Origin of the sequence: Algicella marina (assembly GCF_009931615.1) — a bacterium.
Taxonomy (GTDB): domain Bacteria; phylum Pseudomonadota; class Alphaproteobacteria; order Rhodobacterales; family Rhodobacteraceae; genus Algicella; species Algicella marina.
Genome location: NZ_CP046620.1, coordinates 1,332,902 through 1,352,424 on the forward strand (window position 1 = coordinate 1,332,902; position 19,523 = coordinate 1,352,424).

General features: G+C 62.8%; 19 protein-coding genes and 2 tRNA genes. 11 read left to right on the forward strand and 10 right to left on the reverse strand.

The genetic code is table 11. The annotated features are described in order from the left end of the window. Positions 1–37: 37 nt before the first annotated feature. Complete coding sequence (locus GO499_RS06615; protein WP_161861463.1) at positions 38–1,171, reverse strand: citrate/2-methylcitrate synthase; 1,134 nt, start codon at positions 1,169–1,171, stop codon at positions 38–40. Positions 1,172–1,213: 42 nt separating this feature from the next. Between GO499_RS06615 and GO499_RS06620 the strand changes: the two genes are divergently transcribed. Then, positions 1,214–2,110 (forward strand): phosphate acyltransferase, encoded by an 897-nt coding sequence (locus GO499_RS06620; RefSeq protein ID WP_161861464.1) that lies wholly within the window; start codon positions 1,214–1,216, stop codon positions 2,108–2,110. A gap of 216 nt (positions 2,111–2,326) precedes the next feature. On the opposite strand, the gene xsc is transcribed toward GO499_RS06620, so the two are convergent. The 6 genes from xsc to pdxR all read right to left on the reverse strand — a co-directional run bounded on the left by xsc (position 2,327) and on the right by pdxR (position 9,754). Continuing rightward, positions 2,327–4,099 (reverse strand): sulfoacetaldehyde acetyltransferase, encoded by a 1,773-nt coding sequence (gene xsc / locus GO499_RS06625; RefSeq protein WP_161861465.1) that lies wholly within the window; start codon positions 4,097–4,099, stop codon positions 2,327–2,329. A gap of 242 nt (positions 4,100–4,341) precedes the next feature. Continuing rightward, complete coding sequence (locus GO499_RS06630; protein WP_161861466.1) at positions 4,342–4,851, reverse strand: hypothetical protein; 510 nt, start codon at positions 4,849–4,851, stop codon at positions 4,342–4,344. 65 nt (positions 4,852–4,916) lie between these two features. Continuing rightward, on the reverse strand, positions 4,917–6,128 hold the full coding sequence (locus GO499_RS06635; RefSeq protein ID WP_161861467.1) for an ABC transporter permease subunit: 1,212 nt from the start codon (positions 6,126–6,128) through the stop codon (positions 4,917–4,919). Then, positions 6,128–6,931, reverse strand: a complete 804-nt coding sequence (locus GO499_RS06640) for an ABC transporter ATP-binding protein (protein ID WP_161861468.1) — start codon at positions 6,929–6,931, stop codon at positions 6,128–6,130. The genes GO499_RS06635 and GO499_RS06640 overlap by 1 nt, the downstream gene beginning before the upstream one ends. A 64-nt stretch (positions 6,932–6,995) precedes the next feature. Further along, complete coding sequence (locus tag GO499_RS06645; protein WP_161861469.1) at positions 6,996–8,000, reverse strand: taurine ABC transporter substrate-binding protein; 1,005 nt, start codon at positions 7,998–8,000, stop codon at positions 6,996–6,998. Between the two features lie 290 nt (positions 8,001–8,290). Then, the gene (pdxR, locus tag GO499_RS06650; protein ID WP_161861470.1) at positions 8,291–9,754 is read right to left on the reverse strand and encodes a MocR-like pyridoxine biosynthesis transcription factor PdxR; all 1,464 of its coding nucleotides are present in this window, start codon (positions 9,752–9,754) and stop codon (positions 8,291–8,293) included. Between the two features lie 128 nt (positions 9,755–9,882). On the opposite strand from pdxR, the gene aptA reads away from it, so the two are divergent. The 3 genes from aptA to GO499_RS06665 all read left to right on the forward strand — a co-directional run bounded on the left by aptA (position 9,883) and on the right by GO499_RS06665 (position 11,808). Then, a complete protein-coding gene (gene aptA, locus GO499_RS06655) occupies positions 9,883–11,220 on the forward strand; it encodes an omega-aminotransferase AptA (RefSeq protein ID WP_161861471.1) in 1,338 nt (445 codons plus the stop codon). Between the two features lie 77 nt (positions 11,221–11,297). After that, positions 11,298–11,372, forward strand: a tRNA-Gly gene (locus GO499_RS06660). A gap of 127 nt (positions 11,373–11,499) precedes the next feature. Further along, positions 11,500–11,808 (forward strand): ArsR/SmtB family transcription factor, encoded by a 309-nt coding sequence (locus tag GO499_RS06665; protein WP_161861472.1) that lies wholly within the window; start codon positions 11,500–11,502, stop codon positions 11,806–11,808. Positions 11,809–11,940: 132 nt separating this feature from the next. Here the strand turns inward: GO499_RS06665 and GO499_RS06670 are convergent. Then, a tRNA-Ile gene (locus GO499_RS06670) sits at positions 11,941–12,017 on the reverse strand. A 103-nt stretch (positions 12,018–12,120) separates the two neighbouring features. Between GO499_RS06670 and purM the strand changes: the two genes are divergently transcribed. The 4 genes from purM to GO499_RS06690 all read left to right on the forward strand — a co-directional run bounded on the left by purM (position 12,121) and on the right by GO499_RS06690 (position 15,238). Further along, a complete protein-coding gene (gene purM, locus GO499_RS06675) occupies positions 12,121–13,155 on the forward strand; it encodes a phosphoribosylformylglycinamidine cyclo-ligase (RefSeq protein ID WP_161861473.1) in 1,035 nt (344 codons plus the stop codon). After that, positions 13,152–13,748, forward strand: a complete 597-nt coding sequence (gene purN / locus GO499_RS06680) for a phosphoribosylglycinamide formyltransferase (RefSeq protein WP_161861474.1) — start codon at positions 13,152–13,154, stop codon at positions 13,746–13,748. Before purM ends, purN begins: the two co-directional genes overlap by 4 nt. After that, entirely contained in the window at positions 13,745–14,065 is a 321-nt protein-coding gene (locus GO499_RS06685) for a TfoX/Sxy family protein (RefSeq protein WP_161861475.1), read from the forward strand. Before purN ends, GO499_RS06685 begins: the two co-directional genes overlap by 4 nt. An 81-nt stretch (positions 14,066–14,146) precedes the next feature. Then, a complete protein-coding gene (locus tag GO499_RS06690; protein WP_161861476.1) occupies positions 14,147–15,238 on the forward strand; it encodes a mandelate racemase/muconate lactonizing enzyme family protein in 1,092 nt (363 codons plus the stop codon). A 102-nt stretch (positions 15,239–15,340) separates the two neighbouring features. On the opposite strand, the gene ndk is transcribed toward GO499_RS06690, so the two are convergent. Further along, positions 15,341–15,763: a nucleoside-diphosphate kinase gene (gene ndk / locus GO499_RS06695; protein WP_161861477.1), complete on the reverse strand. Its 423-nt coding sequence runs from the start codon at positions 15,761–15,763 to the stop codon at positions 15,341–15,343. 102 nt (positions 15,764–15,865) lie between these two features. Here ndk and GO499_RS06700 point away from each other — a divergent pair, with 102 nt between their 5' ends. From GO499_RS06700 to GO499_RS06710, 3 genes are read left to right on the forward strand one after another with little or no spacing between them, the layout of a single operon-like run. Beyond that, positions 15,866–17,719, forward strand: a complete 1,854-nt coding sequence (locus GO499_RS06700; RefSeq protein ID WP_161861478.1) for an ABC-F family ATP-binding cassette domain-containing protein — start codon at positions 15,866–15,868, stop codon at positions 17,717–17,719. Further along, positions 17,716–18,345, forward strand: coding sequence for a MarC family protein (locus GO499_RS06705; protein ID WP_161861479.1), 630 nt, complete (start codon positions 17,716–17,718; stop codon positions 18,343–18,345). The genes GO499_RS06700 and GO499_RS06705 overlap by 4 nt, the downstream gene beginning before the upstream one ends. Positions 18,346–18,350: 5 nt before the next feature. Further along, positions 18,351–18,944, forward strand: coding sequence for a retropepsin-like aspartic protease family protein (locus GO499_RS06710; RefSeq protein WP_161861480.1), 594 nt, complete (start codon positions 18,351–18,353; stop codon positions 18,942–18,944). 118 nt (positions 18,945–19,062) lie between these two features. Here the strand turns inward: GO499_RS06710 and GO499_RS06715 are convergent, their stop codons facing one another. After that, on the reverse strand, positions 19,063–19,521 hold the full coding sequence (locus GO499_RS06715; RefSeq protein ID WP_161861481.1) for a DNA polymerase III subunit chi: 459 nt from the start codon (positions 19,519–19,521) through the stop codon (positions 19,063–19,065). Positions 19,522–19,523 lie beyond the last annotated feature (2 nt).

The window sequence follows — 19,523 nt, forward strand, 5'->3', positions numbered from 1 at the left end:
GGGCCGCTCGCCATACTGGAGGAGTATCGCGACCGCTTCACCGGTCGTCCATTGGCACGTAGACCCGGTCTGCCGCGCCGGTATAGAGCGTGAGGGGGCGGATCAGGATGTTGCCGCGCAACTGCTCGATGCACTGGATCGTCCAGCCCGGCACGCGGCCGATGGCGAAGATCGGCACGTAGAGATCCATCGGGATGCCGTGAAGCTGGTAGACCGCCCCGGCGTAGAAATCGACGTTCACGTTGAGGCCGTGGCGGGCGTAGGGTTGCATCGCCTCGACCACCGCCTGGAGAATTTGGAACCAGCGCGGATCGCCCATCTCCTCCCCGAGCTTGCGCACGCCTTCGCGCATGTGTCGGGCGCGCGGGTCTTCGGCGCGGTAGACGCGGTGGCCGAAGCCGGTGACGGGCTCGCGGTTGGCGCGTTTGGCCTTCACGTAGGCAGCGGCGTTCTCGGGGCTGCCGATCTCCTCCACCATCTTCATCACGTCCTCGGCCGCACCACCGTGGGCGGGCCCTGAGAGGGTGGCGAGGGCGGTGGTGACGGCGGCGTGCAGGTTCGCCTCCGTGCCCACCGTCACGCGGGCGGTGAAGCTGGAGGCATTCGAGCCGTGTTCGGCGTGGAGGATGAAATCGACATCCGCCAGCCGTGCGGCATCGTCGCTCGGACGCTCGCCCTTCAGCATCCACAGCCAGTTGGCAGCGTGGCCGAGATCCATGTCCGCAGCCACGGGGTCGCGGCCGTTGCGGATCTGCTGGTGCGCCGCGACGATCATCGGGATCTGGGAGGTGAGGCGCAGGCCGTTGGCGATGAACCCCGCTTCAGAGGTGTCGCGGCTGTCGGGCTCCAGTGCGGCGAGGGCTGAAACGGCGGTGCGCAGCACATCCATCGGGTGGCCGTCCTTCGTGGCGGCGATGATGTCGTAGATCGCCTGCGGCAGCGTGCGGGCCGATTTTAGCGCGGCCTCGAAGGCGGTGAGTTCTGGGGCGGTCGGCAACTGGCCGTGGATCAGCAGGTAGGCGACCTCCTCGAAGGTCGAGTGTTCGGCGAGATCGTGGATCGAGTAGCCGCGATAGGAGAGTTCGCCGGCGGCACCGTCGATGTCGCTGATCTCGGACCGCTCGAAATAGATGCCCTTGAGGCCGCGGTTGATGCGGATGTCTGTACTCATCTCGATCTCTCCCTTAGACCCTTCGTGGAAGGGGAATTCTGCATGGTTGAATCCGGTTCGTCGCTGAAAGCGATCGTGATGCCCGAGGGCGAGGATGCCCGGATCGTCGAGGCCGCCGGGCTGATCGCGGCGCGCGGGATCGCGCGGCCGCTGGTGCTGGGGGCGGAAGCGGTGCCGGAGGGCGTGGTGGCTTTGGGGGCGCTGAAGGACCCTGCCCCGCTGGTCGCTGCGATGCTGGCGCGGCGGCCGGGCAAGGCTTCGCTGGCCGAGCGGATGCTGACGCGCCCGCTGTTCCGGGCCGGTGCAATGGTGGCCGCCGGGCAAGCGGCGGCGATGCTGGCAGGCGTGGCGCATCCGACGCGGCGGGTGATCGAGGCGGCGGGGCTGACGGTGGGCATGGCAGAGGGCGTGGCCACACCTTCGAGCTTCTTCCTGATGCGGGTGCCGGGGCGCGCGCCGCTGGCGTTCGCGGACTGTGCCTTAAACGTGGCGCCGGATGCAGCGGCACTGGCGGATATCGCGGTGGCGACGGCGCGGAGCGCCGGGGCGCTGCTGGAGGAACCGGTGCGGCTGGCGTTTCTGTCGTTTTCCACGCACGGGTCCGGCGCTGGCGCGAGCGTCGATCTGGTGCGCGAAGCGGTGGCGCTGGCAGGGCCGAGGCTCGACTGCGCCTTCGATGGGCCGTTGCAGGCGGATGCGGCGCTTTCGGCGGCGATTGCCGCGAAGAAGGGGGCGGACTGGGCTGGGGGTGCGAACGTGCTGATCTTCCCGACGCTGGATGCGGGGAATATCGGGTACAAGCTGGTGCAGGAGCTTGTGGGGGCGCAGGCCGTGGGGCCGTTTTTGCAGGGGTTCGCGCAGCCGGTGTGCGACCTGTCGCGGGGGGCGAGCGTGGCGGATATCGTTGACGCGGCGGAGGTTGTGTTGCGGCTGGCGTGAGGGCGCGCGGGCGCTCGCCAAAATGTGTGATGTACGGGTAGCCGTGCCAGCGCCGACCCGTCGGGGTGGCGTCTTACCTTGAGGATCCGCGCTTGATGCCAGCCAAATGTCTGTAACATCGCCGCCCCGCCCGACGCCAGCCAAGCGCCGCCCCGGTGGGGCGGGACGGCGCTGGCACGGCGCGCCCTGAAGGGCACTTGATTCCGTGCCATTTGATCAGGCCTGCTGCCGCATATCCGCCTTGCTGATGCCTGCCACGGCCACGGGCTTCTTCATCGCGTCGCGGCGGAAGGGCTCGCCGAGTTCCTGGTTGATCATCGCCTCGATGAGGGTGGTTTTGCCGTGCTGCATCTGGTCCGTGATCGCGGCATTGAGCGCGGCTGTCAGCTCGTCCATCGTGCGGGTCTGCACGCCCTGCAGGCCGCAGGCCTTGGCGATGCCGGCGTAGGAGACGCCTTCGTCGAGCTCGGTGCCGACGAAATTGTCGTCGAACCAGAGCGTCGAGTTCCGCTTTTCCGCGCCCCACTGGTAGTTGCGGAAGACGATCATGGTGATCGCGGGCCATTCGGGGCGGCCGATGGCGGTGAGTTCGGTCACGGCGATGCCGAAGGCACCGTCGCCCGCGAAGCCCACCACGGGCACGTCGGGGCAGCCGATCTTGGCGCCGATGATCGACGGCAGGCCGTAGCCGCAGGGGCCGAAGAGGCCGGGGGCGAGGTATTTGCGGCCCTCGTCGAACGAGGGGTACGCATTGCCGATGGCGCAGTTGTTGCCGATGTCGGACGAGATGATCGCGTCGCGCGGCAGGGCCGACTGGATGGCGCGCCACGCCATGCGCGGACTCATCCAGTCAGGCTTGGCGGCGCGGGCGCGTTCGTTCCACGTGGTGCCGGGGTCGTCCTCCTCATGATCCATCGAGGAGAGCTGCTGCGCCCAGCGGGATTTCTGATCGGCGATGGCGGCCTTGCGCTCGGCGCGGCCTGTATCGCCAGCGGTGTCGGAGAGTTTTTCCAGCAGGCTGGTCGCGACCTTCCTGGCATCGCCGACGATGCCGACGGTGACCTTCTTGGTGAGGCCGATGCGGTCGGGATTGAGATCGACCTGGATCACCTTCGCGTCTGCCGGCCAGTATTCCATGCCGTAGCCCGGCAGCGTGGAGAAGGGGTTGAGGCGGGTGCCGAGGGCCAGGACGACATCGGCCTGTTTGATGAGTTCCATCGCTGCCTTGGAGCCGTTGTAGCCGAGCGGCCCGGCGAAGAGCGGGTGGCCGCCGGGGAAGGCATCGTTGTGCTGGTAGCCGACGCAGACGGGCGCATCGAGCCGTTCGGCAAGGGCGGCGGAGGCGGGGATGGCGCCGGCCAGCACCACGCCCGCGCCATTGAGGATGACGGGGAAGCTGGCCTCTGACAAGAGCTTCGCCGCCGCGTCCAGCGCCGCCGCGCCGCCGGAGGGGCGCTCGAATTCGACGATGGCGGGGAGGTCGATGTCGATGACTTGGGTCCAGTAATCGCGGGGCACGTTGATCTGGGCGGGGGCGGAAGCGCGTTTGGCTTGCAGGATCACGCGGTTGAGCACCTCGGCGATGCGCGAGGGATCGCGGACCTCTTCCTGATAGGCGACCATGTCCTCGAACAGCTTCATCTGCTCGACTTCCTGAAACCCGCCCTGCCCGATCGTCTTGTTGGCGGCCTGCGGGGTGACGAGCAGCAGCGGCGTGTGGTTCCAGTAGGCGGTTTTGACGGCGGTAACGAAATTGGTGATGCCGGGGCCATTCTGCGCGATCATCATCGACATGCGGCCCGTGGCGCGGGTGTAGCCGTCGGCCATCATCCCGCCCGAGCCTTCGTGCGCGCAGTCCCAGAAGGTGATGCCTGCCTCGCCGAACAGATCGGAGATCGGCATCATGGCCGAGCCGATGATGCCGAAGGCGTGGGCAATGCCGTGCATCTGGAGGGTTTTGACGAAGGCTTCCTCGGTGGTCATTTTCATGTCGCGTGTCCCTCTGCTCTCATGCTGTGCGCCGGTTCGGCCCGTCGATTGGCGCAGGTTAACAGGTCGCACAACAAGGCGGAAGGATTAGGGCCAGACGGCCCCAAGCATGAGACCAGTGCGGGCGCGTTCAGGCTGACGTAGGCGGCTGGGCGGCGCCAAAGTGAGAGCGGACCGGGTGCGACAGTGCTCAGGCTGGTTGCCCACCCTGCCTGACAGAGGGCGCAGCAGTTGACGGCCGGTCAGCCTGCCACGGAGAACGGAAGGGCGAATTCGGCCGACTCCTCGGAGGCGAGATCATGCACCCGGATCACCACCTGATACTCGCCAGACTGGAAGCCGGTGAGGTTGAGCGTGATGTTTAGAAACATTTCACGCACTTCCGTCTGGCTGTTGAGGCGTATGGTCTGGAACTCCTCCTGCGAGAGCAGCGACGTGCCCTCCGATGTCAGTACCTCGACATCGAGGATGACGCCGAATTCCTTGCCGTTTTCGCCATCGAGATAGCCGTAGGCCTTGGGCTCGGCATAGATCAGCAGGGGTTCGCCGGCAGCAAATTCGCTCGTCTCCCGCAACTCGAAATCACCGACGATTTCCGCCGGGCGGGTCACGAAGGCCGCGTTCTCGATGATCAGCGGCGAAACGTCCCACGCGGCGGTGTAGGCATCGCGGGCTGCATCGAGAAATGCGCTGGACTGTGCTAAGGCGGGGGAAGCCGATACCAAGAGGGCGGCAGCCAGTGCTTTGTACATAAAAGAAAACTCAACCTTATTCGCATGTTGTGCAACGCCGGAGCGGTGCCTAGCTTGCCTTATGGTTAGCTTCTGCCTTTCCATGGAACAAGCCAGTTCTCGATCTGGCGCATCAATATGTCAATTGTGTAGCCAATAACCCCGATGACGATAATGCCCATTATCACAATATCGGTCAGTTGGAACTTCGATGCGACCATGATCATCATGCCGGACCCCTTCTCGGCCGCCACCAGTTCGGCGGCAACGACGGTGCCCCAGCAGACCCCCATGGCGACGCGGGCTCCGGTGAAGATTTCCGGCAAGGCGTTGGGAAAGATCACCTTGGTCAGCAATTGCCATTTGGAGGCACCGAGAGAATAGGCGGCGTGGACCTTGGCGATGTTCACGCCGGAGACCCCTGCCCGCGCGGCGATGGCCATGATCCAGAGCGCGGCGAGGAACAGCAGGATGATCTTCGCCACTTCGCCGATACCGGCCCAGATGATGACGAGCGGGATGAGGGCCAGCGGCGGGACGGGGCGCATGAATTCGACGATCGGATCGAACGCGCCGCGGACCCAGGAGTTCAGACCCATGGCCATGCCGAGCGGGATGCCGACGAGGGAGCCCGCGATAAAGCCGGAAAAGACGCGGAAAAGCGACCAGCCGACATGACCCGCAAGCGTGGTGTCACGGTAGCCGGAGTTCCAGATTTCGACAAAGCGGGCGAGGACGTTTTCCGGTGGCGGCAGATAGATCGGGTCGGTCTGAAGGCCGAGAGCGGGCTTGAAGAAAAAGGTGTTGCGTGGCGTGAGCAGAACGGACCCGCCGGGAACCCGGACCTCGTCACCCGGCTCGACCGTCTGGCCATTGATGGCGGTGATTGTCAGGCCCTCACCCTTTTCAGCATCGTTGCGAAGAACCGGGATGGTGCTGCCGATGCGGGTGGTCGTGTATTTGTAGTCACCGGTCACGGCGCCGCTGGTCACGGGTTCAGGTTCGGGCGGTGGCGGTGCGCCTTTGGGGATCACATCGATGGTCACATTGCCTGTCGAGGCGGCGCCGGATGCATCGGTGACGGTGTAGGAAAATTGTGACTGGCCCTCGAAGGGTGCGGGTACGTGGACGGGCGACCATGCGGACCCGGTGAATGCCCCCCAGAGCAGGAAGATTGACAATACCGAAAGGATGGAGGCGAGACGATTGGCCGTGACCGCGCTCTCATCGCCGAAGGTAACGGTCTTGCGGGCGACGAAATCATTGCGGCGGAGCCCGAGGGTCTTGAGAATGTCCATCAGCCTGCCTCCGCCCGGCCCATGATCTCTTCTTCCATGTCCCAGATCATGGTGAGGATCTCCTCGCGGCGCGGCCCGAATTCGGGGTGTTTCTTGACCTCGCGCAGGTCAGCATTGACCCCGAGTTCGGCAAAGGGAAGGTTGTATTCCTTGTGAATGCGGCCGGGGCGCGGGGCCATAACGAGCAGGCGTTCGCCGAGCAGCAGCGCTTCTTCCACCGAGTGGGTGATGAGGATGATCGTCTTGCCCGTTTCCTTCCAGAGCTTGAGCACGAGGCCCTGCATCTTTTCGCGCGTCAGGGCATCGAGTGCGCCCAGGGGTTCGTCCATCAGGATCACGTCGGGGTCGTTGGCGAGGCAACGGGCGAGCGCCACACGCTGTTGCATGCCGCCGGAAAGCTCGTAGACCATTTTCGAGCCAAAATCCTGAAGGCCGACGGTGGCAAGCAGATCCTTGACGATCTGGCGGGTTTCCGATTTCGGCAGCTTCTTCATGTTGGGGCCGAAGGCGATGTTCTCGCTGACGCTCATCCATTCGAAGAGCGCACCCTGCTGAAACACCATGCCGCGCTGCGGGCTGGGGCCGAGGACCTCCTTCCCTCCGAGGCGAACATGGCCTTCTGTCTGCGCAAGGAAGCCCGCGAGGATATTGAGAAGCGTGGTCTTGCCGCAGCCCGAGGGGCCGAGGACGGAGAGTAGCTCGCCCTCCTTCAGGTCGAGGTGAATGTTCTTGAGCGCCTGGACGGAGCCGCCGTTGGGCAGCTGAAATGTCATCGAGACGTTGTCTATCACGAGGTCCGACATGGGCACTCCTGCGTTCTGAACAGTGCCGCGCCGGCCCGGATGGCGGGCCGGCGCGGCAAAGGGCTTACATTTCGCTGGCGGATTGCAGGAACGAGATGTCGGCCGCGCTCTCATAGCTGTCACGCGCCGCGGGGATGTTGCCGGTTTCCACGAAGAAGTCGCCGACCTCCTTCAGGAAGGTCTGAACGCCACCGCCCATCCATTTCTCGGAAAGCTGCTCCTCGAGGGTCGGGAAGACGAAACCGTCGAGCGTGGCCTTGGTGGCATCCTCGTCCATGCCGGCGGCCTTGGCGATCACCGGCAGCATCTCCTCCGCCCCGCCATCGGCATATTTGGCGTTCATTTCGGCGGTGACTTTCAGGAAAGTCGCGACGATCTCGGGGTTTTCGGCGCCGAAGGCCGTGGGGATCACGGTGGCATCGAAGACCTTGATGCCGAGTTCTTCCTTCTCCGCCCCGGTCAGCAGCACGTTGCCGTGCTCTTTCATCCGGCGCAACGCGCCGCCCCAGCCGCAGACCATATCGAGGTTGCCGCCCGCGAAGGCAGCGGCACCGTCGGGCGGGGCCATGTCGACGATGTTCATAGTGGAGGTGTCGACGTCGAAATGTGCCATCTGCTTGAGGAAGCCGTAGTGCGCGGCCGTGCCGATCGGCACGGCGACGCGCAGGCCCTCAAGATCCTTGGCGTTGTCCTTGGTAATGCCGAGTTCATCCTTCACGACGCAGTTGTCGTTGTCGGAGTAAGAGACGGCGACATCGACCACCTGCAGATCCTGGCCGGCAGAGGTGGCGACGACGAAGGGCGGGATGCCCTGCGAGAAGGAAATCTGAACGTCGCCCGAGGCCATTGCCGCCGACATCGCGGTGCCGGTGTCGAAGGAAACCCAGTTGATCTTCATTCCCAGCGCTTCCTCATAGGCGCCGGTGGCCTGGGCGTACTGGTTGGGCGTTGGCCATTCGAGGAAATAGGCGACGGTGATCTCGTCAATGTGGCCATCGGCCGTGGCCGCGACGGGCGCGAGCAAGGCCAGCGCGGCGGCGGAGGCTGCGAGAATGTTGGAGCGTTTCATGTGTCGTGATCCCTGTTCTGGACTGTTGGCTGCCTGCCCGGTTGGCCCGGAACTGGCGCGATTGTCTTGGGGCGGGGTGAACCCGTCTGCCGCAAAAAGCAGCAGAAAACCCGTGCGATCTTTACAGCGAACCCGGTTTTTGCTGCGGGTGCAAGCAAATCCGGGGTTTCTGCCGTGGAACAGGCTGGCTGGGCAGCGCACCAATCCTATAGCGCCACAATCGGGGAAGGATAGTGCCAGCTCCCGGAGCGCGCCGCGACGCTGGAAGCACTTCGCCGTTGCGCCTGCACTCACAGCCGGCGAGCCAGCCGGGCGATCCCTTCGGGAATTTTTTTGTGCGATATCGAGGAATAGGCCATGCGGAAGAAGTGCGTCGGAGGATGTGCGCCTGCGAAGAAGGTAGTGCCGGGTTCGATGAGCACGCCATCCTCGCGCAGGTCGCGGGCGAACTCGATGCTGTCGAGCCCCGGCGGGCCCGCGATCCAGAAACCGGCGCCGCCGAAACCCGAGGCTGCGGCAACACGCAGGCCGTGGGTTTGCAGCGCATCGGTCATGACCGCGCGGCGTTTGCGGAAGGCTTCGCGGAGGCGGCGGACATGGGCGTTGTAGTGGCCCAGGGCAAGGAAATGCGCGGTGGTTCGCTGTGGCGTGCCGGGCGGGTGGCGCATGATCAGGGCGCGGAGGCTGCGGGCTTCCTCGATGAAACGTGCGTCGGCATGGAGGTAGCCGAGGCGCAGCCCGGGAAACAGCGACTTGGAGAAAGACCCGACATGGATCACCCTGCCCCTTCGGTCGAAGGACTTGAGGGCGGGATTGGCGGGTTTGAGGAAGCTCATCTCGAAATCGTAGTCGTCCTCCAGGATGAGAAAATTCCTTTCTTCGGCCAATGCCATCAGTTCCTTGCGGCGGGCCATTGGCATGGTGACACCGGTAGGCGCCTGATGGCTGGGTGAGACGCAGACGAGATCGACACCTTCAGGTATCGCCTGCGGCGGCAGCCCGTCGGCATCGACGGCCACCGGTACAATTTCGCAGCCCGAAAGGCGGAGCGCTTCACGCAGTTCGGGATAGCCAGGATCCTCGATGACTACCCGCAGTCGCGGGCGGTTGGCGGAAAGAAGCTGGATGACAAGCCAGAGCGCATTCTGGGCACCGAGGGTGACAAGAACTTCCTCCGCCGCGGCGGTGACGCCGCGGGCTGGCAAGCCGTGCGAGAGGATGTGAGCGACCAGTTTGGGATCGTCGGAATGGATGGCGTCGGCTGCGACCTGCGCGAAATCACGTTTGCCGAGGGCGCGACGGGCGCAATCGCGCCAATCATCGTGGGGAAAGAGATCCGGGTCGATCTGGCCGTAAATGAACGGATAGGGATAAGCCCGCCAGTCCAGAGGTTTTTCTACGCGCAGCAGGCGGCGATAACGGCCCGTGAGCCAGCCATCCCAATCCAGCCGTTCCTCTGCCGGGACTTTCGGCCGGGTGTTGGCAGGCAGAAGGTCAGGCGCATCGTCGGCGACGAAGAAACCGCTGCGCGGCGCTGCCTCCAGATATCCGTCGGCGACGAGATCCTGATAGACGATCGAGACCGTGATGCGGGCGATGCCGAGATGATCGGCCAGCTTGCGGCTGGAAGGCAGGCGCTGGCCGGGCGTGAAGCGGCGGGCGAGGATGGCGGCGGCGATACGCTCGCGCAATTGCACCTGAAGGCCGATGCCGGCCTCCCTGTCGAGGAAGAACTGGGTTTCTGATATGCGCATTGATCAACGGTATCTGGGATTATGGGCGCGAACAACTGGCCTTAATCTTGAACGCAACTGGGGTTAATGCAACGCCTGCAAAGTTCCAATGTGCTATCATGGAAGCGAGCCGTATCGGAGGGCACATCATGCATTATCAGGGGAATTCGCTGGAACAGCACTGGATGCCGTTCACTGCCAACCGTGCATTCAAGGCCGAACCGCGCCTGATCCGCCGGGCCGAGGGCACGTATCTGTTCAACCAGAACGGGGACCGGATCATCGACGGATCGTCCGGGCTGTTCTGCTCGCCCGCCGGGCATTGCCACCCGAAAATCATCGAGGCGGTGCATGAACAGATGAAGGTGAATACCTACACGGCCCCGTTCGGTCTGGGGCACGATGGCTCCTTCGCGCTGGCCGCCGAAGTGGCGAAGCTGACGCCCGAGGCGATCAACCACGTGTTTTTCGTCAACTCCGGCTCCGAGGCGGTGGATACAGCGTTGAAGATCGCGATGGCCTACAACAACGCCCGTGGGCAGGCCTATCGCAACCGGTTCGTCAGCCGGGAGCGGGCATATCACGGAGTGAACATCGGCGGCGTCTCACTCTCCGGCATGGTCAAGAATCGCGAGACCTTCCCGCTGGTGATGCCCAACGTGGTTCTGATGCGCCATACATGGACGGGTGAAGACCTGTTTTGTGCCGGCCAGCCAGATAACGGCGGCGAACTGGCAGAGGATTTGCAGCGGATTTGCGACACCTACGGCGGTGGACAAATCGCCGCAGTAATCGTCGAACCGGTGGCGGGTTCAACCGGCGTGCTTGTGCCGCCGAAGGGCTATCTGGAGCGCATCCGCGAGATTTGCGACGCTCAGGGCATCGTGTTGATCTTCGACGAGGTGATCACCGGTTTCGGGCGGATGGGCGAGAATTTCGCCGCCCAGACATTCGGGGTGACGCCGGACATCATGACGATGGCCAAGGCGCTGACAAACGGCTCCATCCCGATGGGCGCGGTGGCTGTGAAGGACGAGATCTACGACGCCGTGATCGACAGTAGCCCGGATGGGGCAATCGAGTTCTTCCACGGCTATACATATTCCGGCCACCCGGCCGCCTGTGCGGCTGGGAACGCGATGATGGGACTCATCGCCGAGGAAGGCCTGTTTGAACGCTCAAAGGCGCTGGCACCTTATTTTCATGAAGCCGTGATGAGCCTGAAGGATCATCCGCTTGTCCGCGACATCCGCGCCATTGGGTTGATCGCGGGTGTGGAAGTGCACCCTTACCCTGCCCCGGGCGCTCGCGGAACCGCGATGCAGCGCGACATGTTCTGGGGTGGACTGCATGTGAAGTTCACAGGAGATGTCGGGATTCTTGCGCCGCAATTCATTGCCGAACCCGAGCATGTGGACGAGATGATCGGCAAGTTCCGGACCGTTCTGGATGCTCATGACAAGGCGGTTCCGCGAGCTGCCGAATGATGGAAACGGGCGAGGCACGCGTCAGGCACCCTCCTCGCTTGACCGCCTCAGGGGAAGGGAGTAATCACCGCGTTCAGGCGGGTGTAGCTCAGTGGTAGAGCGTTTGCTTCCCAAGCAAAATGTCGTGAGTTCGATCCTCATCACCCGCTCCAATCCCAAATTGTACAAATTACGCAGCGGAGCACTGGCTTGCCCGCGCGTGTTAAGATAAATACATCGTGTGTATAATAGACCAAAGCATCACTCCCCCCTGATGCTGGCCAAACGAAAGTAAATGTTATGAATGAAGAAACTCTTGTTTATGGAGAAACGGGAGCTAAACCAGCGGCTGAAGTACTGAAAGCACTAGGCCATACCGGAAGATTTACCATCATGTGCCAGCTAGTTCATGGTGAAAAGTCTGTGAATACCTTGGAAGGTATTCTTGGTATACGTCAGGCTGCTGTTTCTCAACAATTGGCGAGACTTCGACAGGATGGCCTTGTCAAACATCGCCGAGAAGGCAAATCCATCTATTACAGTGTCGCAAATCCGCGCATTGAAGAGATGGTGCGCTTTCTATGCGGTCACTTCAAAATGCCCCACTAAAAATATCGGGTATACTGGTAAAGTCGAGCGTAATACAGAAGTTATCCACATCCTGAGCCATCGCCAAGGATGTGGTTACTTGCCGTTTACGTAAGGCGCAAAACAGAGACCAGCAAGCGAATCTCGATAGTGTGGTAGGCCCGGAGGGACTTGAACCCCCAACCAAAGCGTTATGAGCGCTCTGCTCTGACCAATTGAGCTACAGGCCCGCCTGAGGCTGACCCATACTTGTGCCCCCTCGCATGGTCAAGGCGTGTTTCCTTTGTGTGCCAAGTGCGCTAATCGCTTGCCAGATCAGACGGGAGGGCGTGAATGAGCCGGATCACCTATGCCGATGCAGGCGTCGATATTGCAGCGGGCAACAGCCTGGTGGAGCGGATCAAACCGGCCGCGAAACGGACGGCCCGGCCCGGCACCCTCTCCGGCCTCGGCGGATTTGGTGCATTGTTCGACCTGAAAGCGGCGGGCTTCAGTGACCCAGTGCTGGTGGCTGCAACCGATGGCGTTGGCACAAAGCTGAAACTGGCGATCGAACAGGATATGTTGAAGACAGTGGGCATCGACCTGGTGGCAATGTGTGTCAACGATCTTGTCTGTCAGGGCGCTGAACCGCTTTTCTTTCTCGATTATTTCGCGACCGGAAAACTGGATGTCGATCGCGCGGCAGACGTGATCGAAGGCATAGCAAAGGGCTGTGCGCAGGCCGGGGCGGCGCTCATCGGCGGCGAGACTGCGGAGATGCCGGGAATGTATGCCGCCGGTGATTTCGATCTGGCCGGATTTGCCGTGGGCGCGATGGAACGCGGTAAAGCCTTGCCCGAGGGGGTGAAGGCCGGTGACGTGCTGCTGGGCCTTGCGTCAGACGGGGTTCATTCCAACGGATATTCACTGGTGCGCAAGACGGTCGAACGCTCCGGCCTGACATGGGCCTCCCCTGCCCCGTTCGCGCAGGAAAGCCTTGGGGTGGCGCTGCTGAAACCGACGCGTGTGTATGTGAAGAGTTGCCTTGGTGCCTTGGCAGCGGGCGGCGTGAAGGGCTTTGCCCATATCACCGGCGGCGGGCTGACGGAAAATGTGCCGCGGGTGCTGCCTGAGGGACTGGGCGTGGCCATCAACCTCGACGCGTGGGCGTTGCCGCCGGTGTTCGGCTGGTTGTTGGGCGAGGCGCAATTGGATCAGGCGGAAGCGCTGAAGACGTATAATTGCGGAATCGGCATGGTGGTCGTTGTGGCGGCAGACGCCGCCGAGGCCGTGACGGACGCGCTGTCATCCAGCGGCGAGACGGTTTGCCGGCTCGGCGAAGTGATTCCCGAGGCGGAGGTGCATTATTCCGGCCGGTTGGCATGAAACGCAAGCGCGTTGCCATCCTGATCTCCGGCAGCGGGTCCAACATGGTGAAGCTGGTCGAGAGCATGGCCGATTCCGGACACCCGGGCGAGGCGGTGCTGGTGCTGGCCAACAAGGCTGAAGCCGGCGGGCTGACCAAGGCCGAAGCGCTGGGTGTTCCGGTGGCGGTGGTTGCCCACAAGGGCAAAACCAGGGAAGAGTTCGAAGCAGAAGTTTCGGCGGTGCTGGAAGCGGCGGAGGTGGATATAGTCTGTCTCGCCGGGTTCATGCGGGTGCTGAGCGCCGCGTTCGTCCGCGAGTGGCAGGGCCGTATTCTCAATATCCACCCATCATTACTGCCGTTGTTCAAGGGCCTCGACACCCATCAGAGGGCACTTGATGCCGGGATGGCAGTCCACGGGGCGACGGTGCATCAGGTAACCGCCGATCTCGACGCCGGGCCGATCCTCGGACAAGCGGTCATGCCGGTCCACGAGGATGATACTGCGGAAACACTGGCCGCACGCTTGCTGCCATTGGAGCATCGGCTCTACCCAGAGGTACTGGCGCGGTTCGCGGCGGGTTCTCGCGGGCGGGTGGCGCTGTTTGCATGAGCCGCGTATCCGATATCCGCAATATCGGGCCAAAATCCGAAGCCGGTTTCCGTCGCGCGGGTTTTCTGACGGCAGAACAGGTGCGTGAGGCCGGGGCAGATGATGCCTACCGCCGACTGATGGCGGCGGGCACACGGCCGCATTTCATCGGCTATTACGCGTTGGTTCTGGGTTTGCAGGGGCGGCACTGGAATGACATCACCCCTGATGAAAAGGCCGAATTGCGATCCCGGTTCGATGCGCTGGTTGGTAGCACACCCGATAGCGCGATGACCGAACTGGGAGTGGAGTTGAACCGGCTGGGTATCCGGATCTGAGCAACCAGCGTCGCAGTTGCTTGCTTCTGTCGGAAGCGCCATACGGGTGGGCAAAAGAATAACGACAGGGAGTGATAGGCAATGGCCAGAATCGAACACATAGCTGCCCGACTGTTCCGGGTGCCGTTGAAGGAAGTCCTGGTGGACGCCAAGCATGGCGACCATACCCATTTCGAACTGATCACGGCGACGGTTCGGGACAGCAACGGCGTTGAGGGCACCGGCTACACCTATACTGGTGGACGCGGAGGCAAGGCGATCCTGGCGATGATCGAGGAAGACCTTGCGCCAATGCTCATCGGCCGCGATGGGGATGAAATCGAGGCGCTCAACGACGCGATGTTCTGGCATATCCACTATGTCGGACGCGGTGGCATATCTTCATTCGCGATCTCGGCGCTGGACATCGCGCTTTGGGATATTCGGGGCAAGGCGAGCGGCAAGCCGCTTTCCGTAATGGCGGGCGGCGCGGGTACGAGTTGCAAAGCCTATGGCGGCGGCATCGACCTGAACTTTCCGCTGCCGAAACTGATCGCCCAGACCGAGGGCTATCTTGCGCGCGGCCTCAACGGCATAAAGATCAAGGTTGGCCAGCCGCAACTGGCAGAGGATTTCGCGCGGGCCGCGGCAATCCGGTCAACGATCGGTGACGACCGTGCGCTGATGGTCGATGCCAACTATTCACTGAGCGTACCGCAGGCAATCGAGGCGGCCAGAGGATTCCTTGACCAGGGTATCCTTTGGTTTGAAGAGCCGACAAACCCGGATGATTACAAGGGATATGCAAAGATAGCAGCGGAAACCGGGGTGCCGCTGGCGATGGGCGAGAACCTGCATACGATCTACGAGTTCGACATGGCTTTCGCCGATGCCGGCCTCAGCTTCATCCAGCCCGATGCCTCCAACTGCGGCGGCGTCACCGGTTGGCTGAGGGTCGCGGAAAAGGCGCTGGAGCACGGCATTCCGGTTTGCAGCCATGGGATGCAGGAATTGCATGTCAGCCTGATGTCCGGCCGCCCGGATGGCGGCTGGCTTGAGGTGCACAGTTTTCCGATCGACGAATACACGACCCGGCCGCTGGTGCTGGAGAACGCGCGGGCGGTGGCGCCGGAAGTGCCGGGGACCGGGGTGACATTCGATTGGGAGAAGTTGGAAGCGGCGGACGACGGCTGAGCCTTTGGAGGCTGGGGGGATCCGGTCGACGGTAGCGATGGCCGGCAGATTGCCCGGCGCTCTGTGTCGGGGCAGACCGGTGCCCGCCCCGACACTTGATTGTCAGCCGACCAGTTCGAGGCCGGAGAAGAAGAAAGCGATTTCTTCGGCTGCGGTTTCCGGTGCGTCGGAGCCGTGGACGGAGTTTTCACCGATGGACAGCGCGAATTCCTTGCGGATCGTGCCTTCGGCGGCGTCTGCAGGGTTGGTCGCGCCCATGACTTCGCGGTTCTTGGCGATGGCGTCTTCGCCTTCCAGCACCTGGGCGACGATCGGCTCGGAGCACATGAATTCGACGAGTTCACCGAAGAACGGGCGTTCCTTGTGGACGGCGTAGAACTGGCCGGCCTGAGCCGGTGTCAGCTGGATCCGCTTCTGGGCGATGATGCGCAGACCCGCTTCTTCGAATTTGGCGTTGATCTTGCCTGTGAGGTTCCGCTTGGTCGCGTCCGGCTTAATGATGGAAAATGTGCGCTGAGTGGCCATTGTTGCTTCCTCTGGTAAACGTTCGCGCGGGGCGTAGCACGGGTTTCGCGAAGGCGAAAGGGATAAGTTGACAAGCCCCGCGCCGGGGACGAAAAGGCCCGGATGTTGACCCTCAAGAATATCGCGTTCTCGATGATGGGACGCCCTCTGATCGACGACGCGAGCGTCATGATCCCCGCTGGCCACAAGGTGGGCCTCGTCGGTCGCAACGGCACCGGCAAGACGACGCTGTTCAAGCTCATCCGCGGCGAACTGGCACTGGATGGCGGCGAGATCGAATTGCCCAACCGCGCCCGCATCGGCGGGGTGAGCCAGGAGGTACCCGCTGGACCTGTGAGCTTGCTGGACACCGTCCTGGCTGCGGACACGGAACGGGCGAGCCTGCTGGCCGAGGCTGACACGGCCTCGGACCCGCACCGGATTGCCGAGATTCAGATGCGACTGGCCGACATCGAGGCGCATTCGGCCGAGGCGCGGGCGGCGTCCATCCTCTCCGGTCTGGGGTTCGATACCGAGGCGCAGGCACGGGCCTGTGCCGACTTCTCCGGCGGCTGGCGGATGCGGGTTGCGCTGGCCGCAGTGCTGTTCTCGGAGCCGGACCTGTTGCTCCTCGACGAACCGACCAACTACCTCGATCTCGAAGGCACGATCTGGCTGGAATCCTATCTGGCGAAATATCCTCACACGGTGATTGTCATCAGCCATGACCGGCAGTTGCTCAACCGTTCTGTCGGGGCGATCCTGCACCTGCACGACCGCAAGCTGACGCTCTATCAGGGCAACTACGACACGTTCGACCGGACGCGGCGTATGAAACTGATGCAGCAGGCGGCGGCGGCGAAGAAACAGGAAGCTGCGCGTGAGCACATGCAGAGTTTTGTCGACCGGTTCCGGGCCAAGGCGAGCAAGGCCCGGCAGGCGCAAAGCCGGCTGAAGGCTCTGGAAAAAATGCAGCCGATTGCGGGTGTGGTGGAAACCAGTGTCGCAAGTTTCAATTTCCCGTCGCCCGAACCGCTTTCGCCGCCGATCCTGCGGCTGGAAGGTGTGGATGTCGGTTATGATGACAATGCCGTCTTGCGAAAGCTGGACCTGCGGATCGACCAGGATGACCGCATTGCCCTCCTTGGTGCCAACGGTCAGGGCAAGTCCACCCTGTCAAAGCTTCTGTCCGAGCGACTGAAGCCGATGGCCGGGGTGCGCCATGCATCGTCCAAGTTGCGGATCGGGTATTTTGCCCAGCATCAGGTGGACGAATTGCATCTCGACGAAACTCCGATTGCCCATATTCAGCGGTTACGGCCGACGGAAGCACCGGCGAAGATCCGGGCGCGGCTGGCGGCCGGCGGCATTCACGCGGAGATTGCCGATACGGTTGTCGGGCGGCTTTCCGGCGGACAGAAGGCGCGGTTGTCGCTGCTGATCGCCACGATCGATGCGCCGCATATGTTCATCCTCGACGAACCGACAAACCACCTTGATATCGAGAGCCGCGAGGCGCTGGTGCATGCGCTCAACGAATATGAGGGGGCGGTGATCCTCGTCAGCCACGATCCGCATCTGATCGAATGCGTCGCCGAGCGGCTGTGGCTGGTCAAGGACGGGGCGGTGAAGCCCTACGAGGACGATCTCGACGCCTATCAACGTATGCTGCTGGGCCAGAAGCCGGCGAACGACAAGAACAAACCGGAAAAGCCGAAGGCGAAGGCCTCGCGCTCGGCTTTGCAGGGGCTGAAGGCGGACGTGACCAAATGCGAAACGCGGGTCGCGAAGCTGGAGGAAATGCAGAGCAACATCGATGCACGGCTGGCCAACCCGCATCTGTATGAGCGTGGTGACACCGAGGAAATCGAGAAGTGGCAGAAGAAGCGGGCCGAGGTTGTCGCCGGTCTGGAGCGGGCGGAGGCGCTGTGGATGACGGCGCTTGAGAAGCTTGAGAAAGCCGGAGGGGATGCATGATCGAAACTGCGCTGACGGCGTTCGTCACCCTGTTCGTGATTATCGATCCGGTTGGGCTGGCCCCGATTTTCGTGGCGCTGACGCAGGGGATTCCGGAAACAGAGCGGCGCAAGATCGCCATCCGCGCCTGTTTCGTCGGGTTCTTCGTGCTGGCCCTGTTCGGATTGGCCGGTGAGCGGTTGCTGGAACTGGTAGGCATCGGCATGCCGGCGTTTCGCATTGGTGGCGGACTGCTGCTGTTTCTGACGGCGGTGGACATGCTGTTCGAGCGACGGACGGAGCGGCGTGAAAAGAATGTCGATGCTGCCAATGACGATAGCACCCACGTCGATCCTTCCGTGTTTCCGCTGGCGACACCGCTGATCGCCGGGCCCGGGGCACTTGCCACGATGATCCTGCTGGTCAATCAGCAGCCGGACATCGCCGGGAAGGCCATGATCTTCGCGGTGATGACATCAGTCGTGGGCACGGCGATGCTGTTCTTCCTTTTGGCCGGACTAATGGAGCGCGTGATCGGCCCGATCGGCATCAACGTCATCACCCGTCTATTGGGCATGCTGCTGGCCGCCCTTTCCGTACAATTCGTCATAGATGGCTTGCGCGGCGTGGGATTTCTGGCAGGGTAGTCCGCATGGACGCCGATCAGAACATGCAACTCGTCTACCTTGTCCTGCTGGGCGTGTTCGTCGGCAGCTATTTCTTTTTCGACGCCGGGGCGCGGTTGGGGCAGAACGTCAAGATGGCGTTCGTCTGGTTCGGTATCTTCGGCATCGTCATCATCGGCTTCAAGCTGTTCGAGGATGCATCCATCCGCGAGGCGACGTTGAGGGAAACGCCGCGCGTCTCCAGTTTTGTCGACAGGGAGATAGAACTCGACCGAGCGCGAGACGGGCATTTCTACGTGACACTGGACATCAACGGCGCCCCCGTGCGGTTCGTGGTCGATACCGGTGCATCGCTGGTGGTTCTGAACGAGGACGATGCCCGCAAGACAGGGCTGGAACCGGAAACGCTGCGCTATACCGGCCGCGCACGCACGGCCAACGGACAGGTGAGCATCGCTCCCATCACTTTGAAGGAGGTGACCCTCGGCGGCGTCACCGACACACGGGTGCGGGCTGCGGTCAATGGCGGCCGGCTGGACACATCGCTGCTGGGAATGAGCTATCTCAACCTGTTCTCCAAGATCGAGATCGCCGGCAACCGGATGACGTTGGTACGCTGAGCTGCCCTGAGTTGAGAAGCGCGAAGGGCGGACAACTTTTGCCCGCACCATGCGTTACACACGGATTTACGCTCAGAGTGCTGCGAAGATGGACCCGGAACAGCGCTTTCGGGGATTTTCAGGTCTTCGCCTTTTCCACCCAGCGCCCGTTCTCCTGCGCCCAGTATTTCCCGGCGAGACCACCCGATTTGACGGCCATCCAGTCCGCGCGGGCCGATTGCAGCATCGTCTCGTCCGCGCCGTCGAAGAACAGGCAGACCCGCTCAAACTTCCGGCCCTCGTCGATGTCGATGCGCGCCCCGTCGACCAGCAGCAGCACGTCGGCGCTGTTGGGCACCTCGTGCCCTGCCGTCAGATATACGGGCGTATCGGCGGAGACTTCGCCGCCGGCAACATCATGCGGCAGGAAACTGCCGGGATCGAAGCTCCAGAGCAGCGCATCCAGCGACGGCAGACGTGCTGGCGTGGCTGTGCGCACCACCGCCCGCCAGCCACGCTGTAGCGTGCGCGAGAGGATCTCCGGCAATGTCCGTTCCAGCGGAGTGCTGGATAGGTGATAGAACAGGACCTCGCCCAATG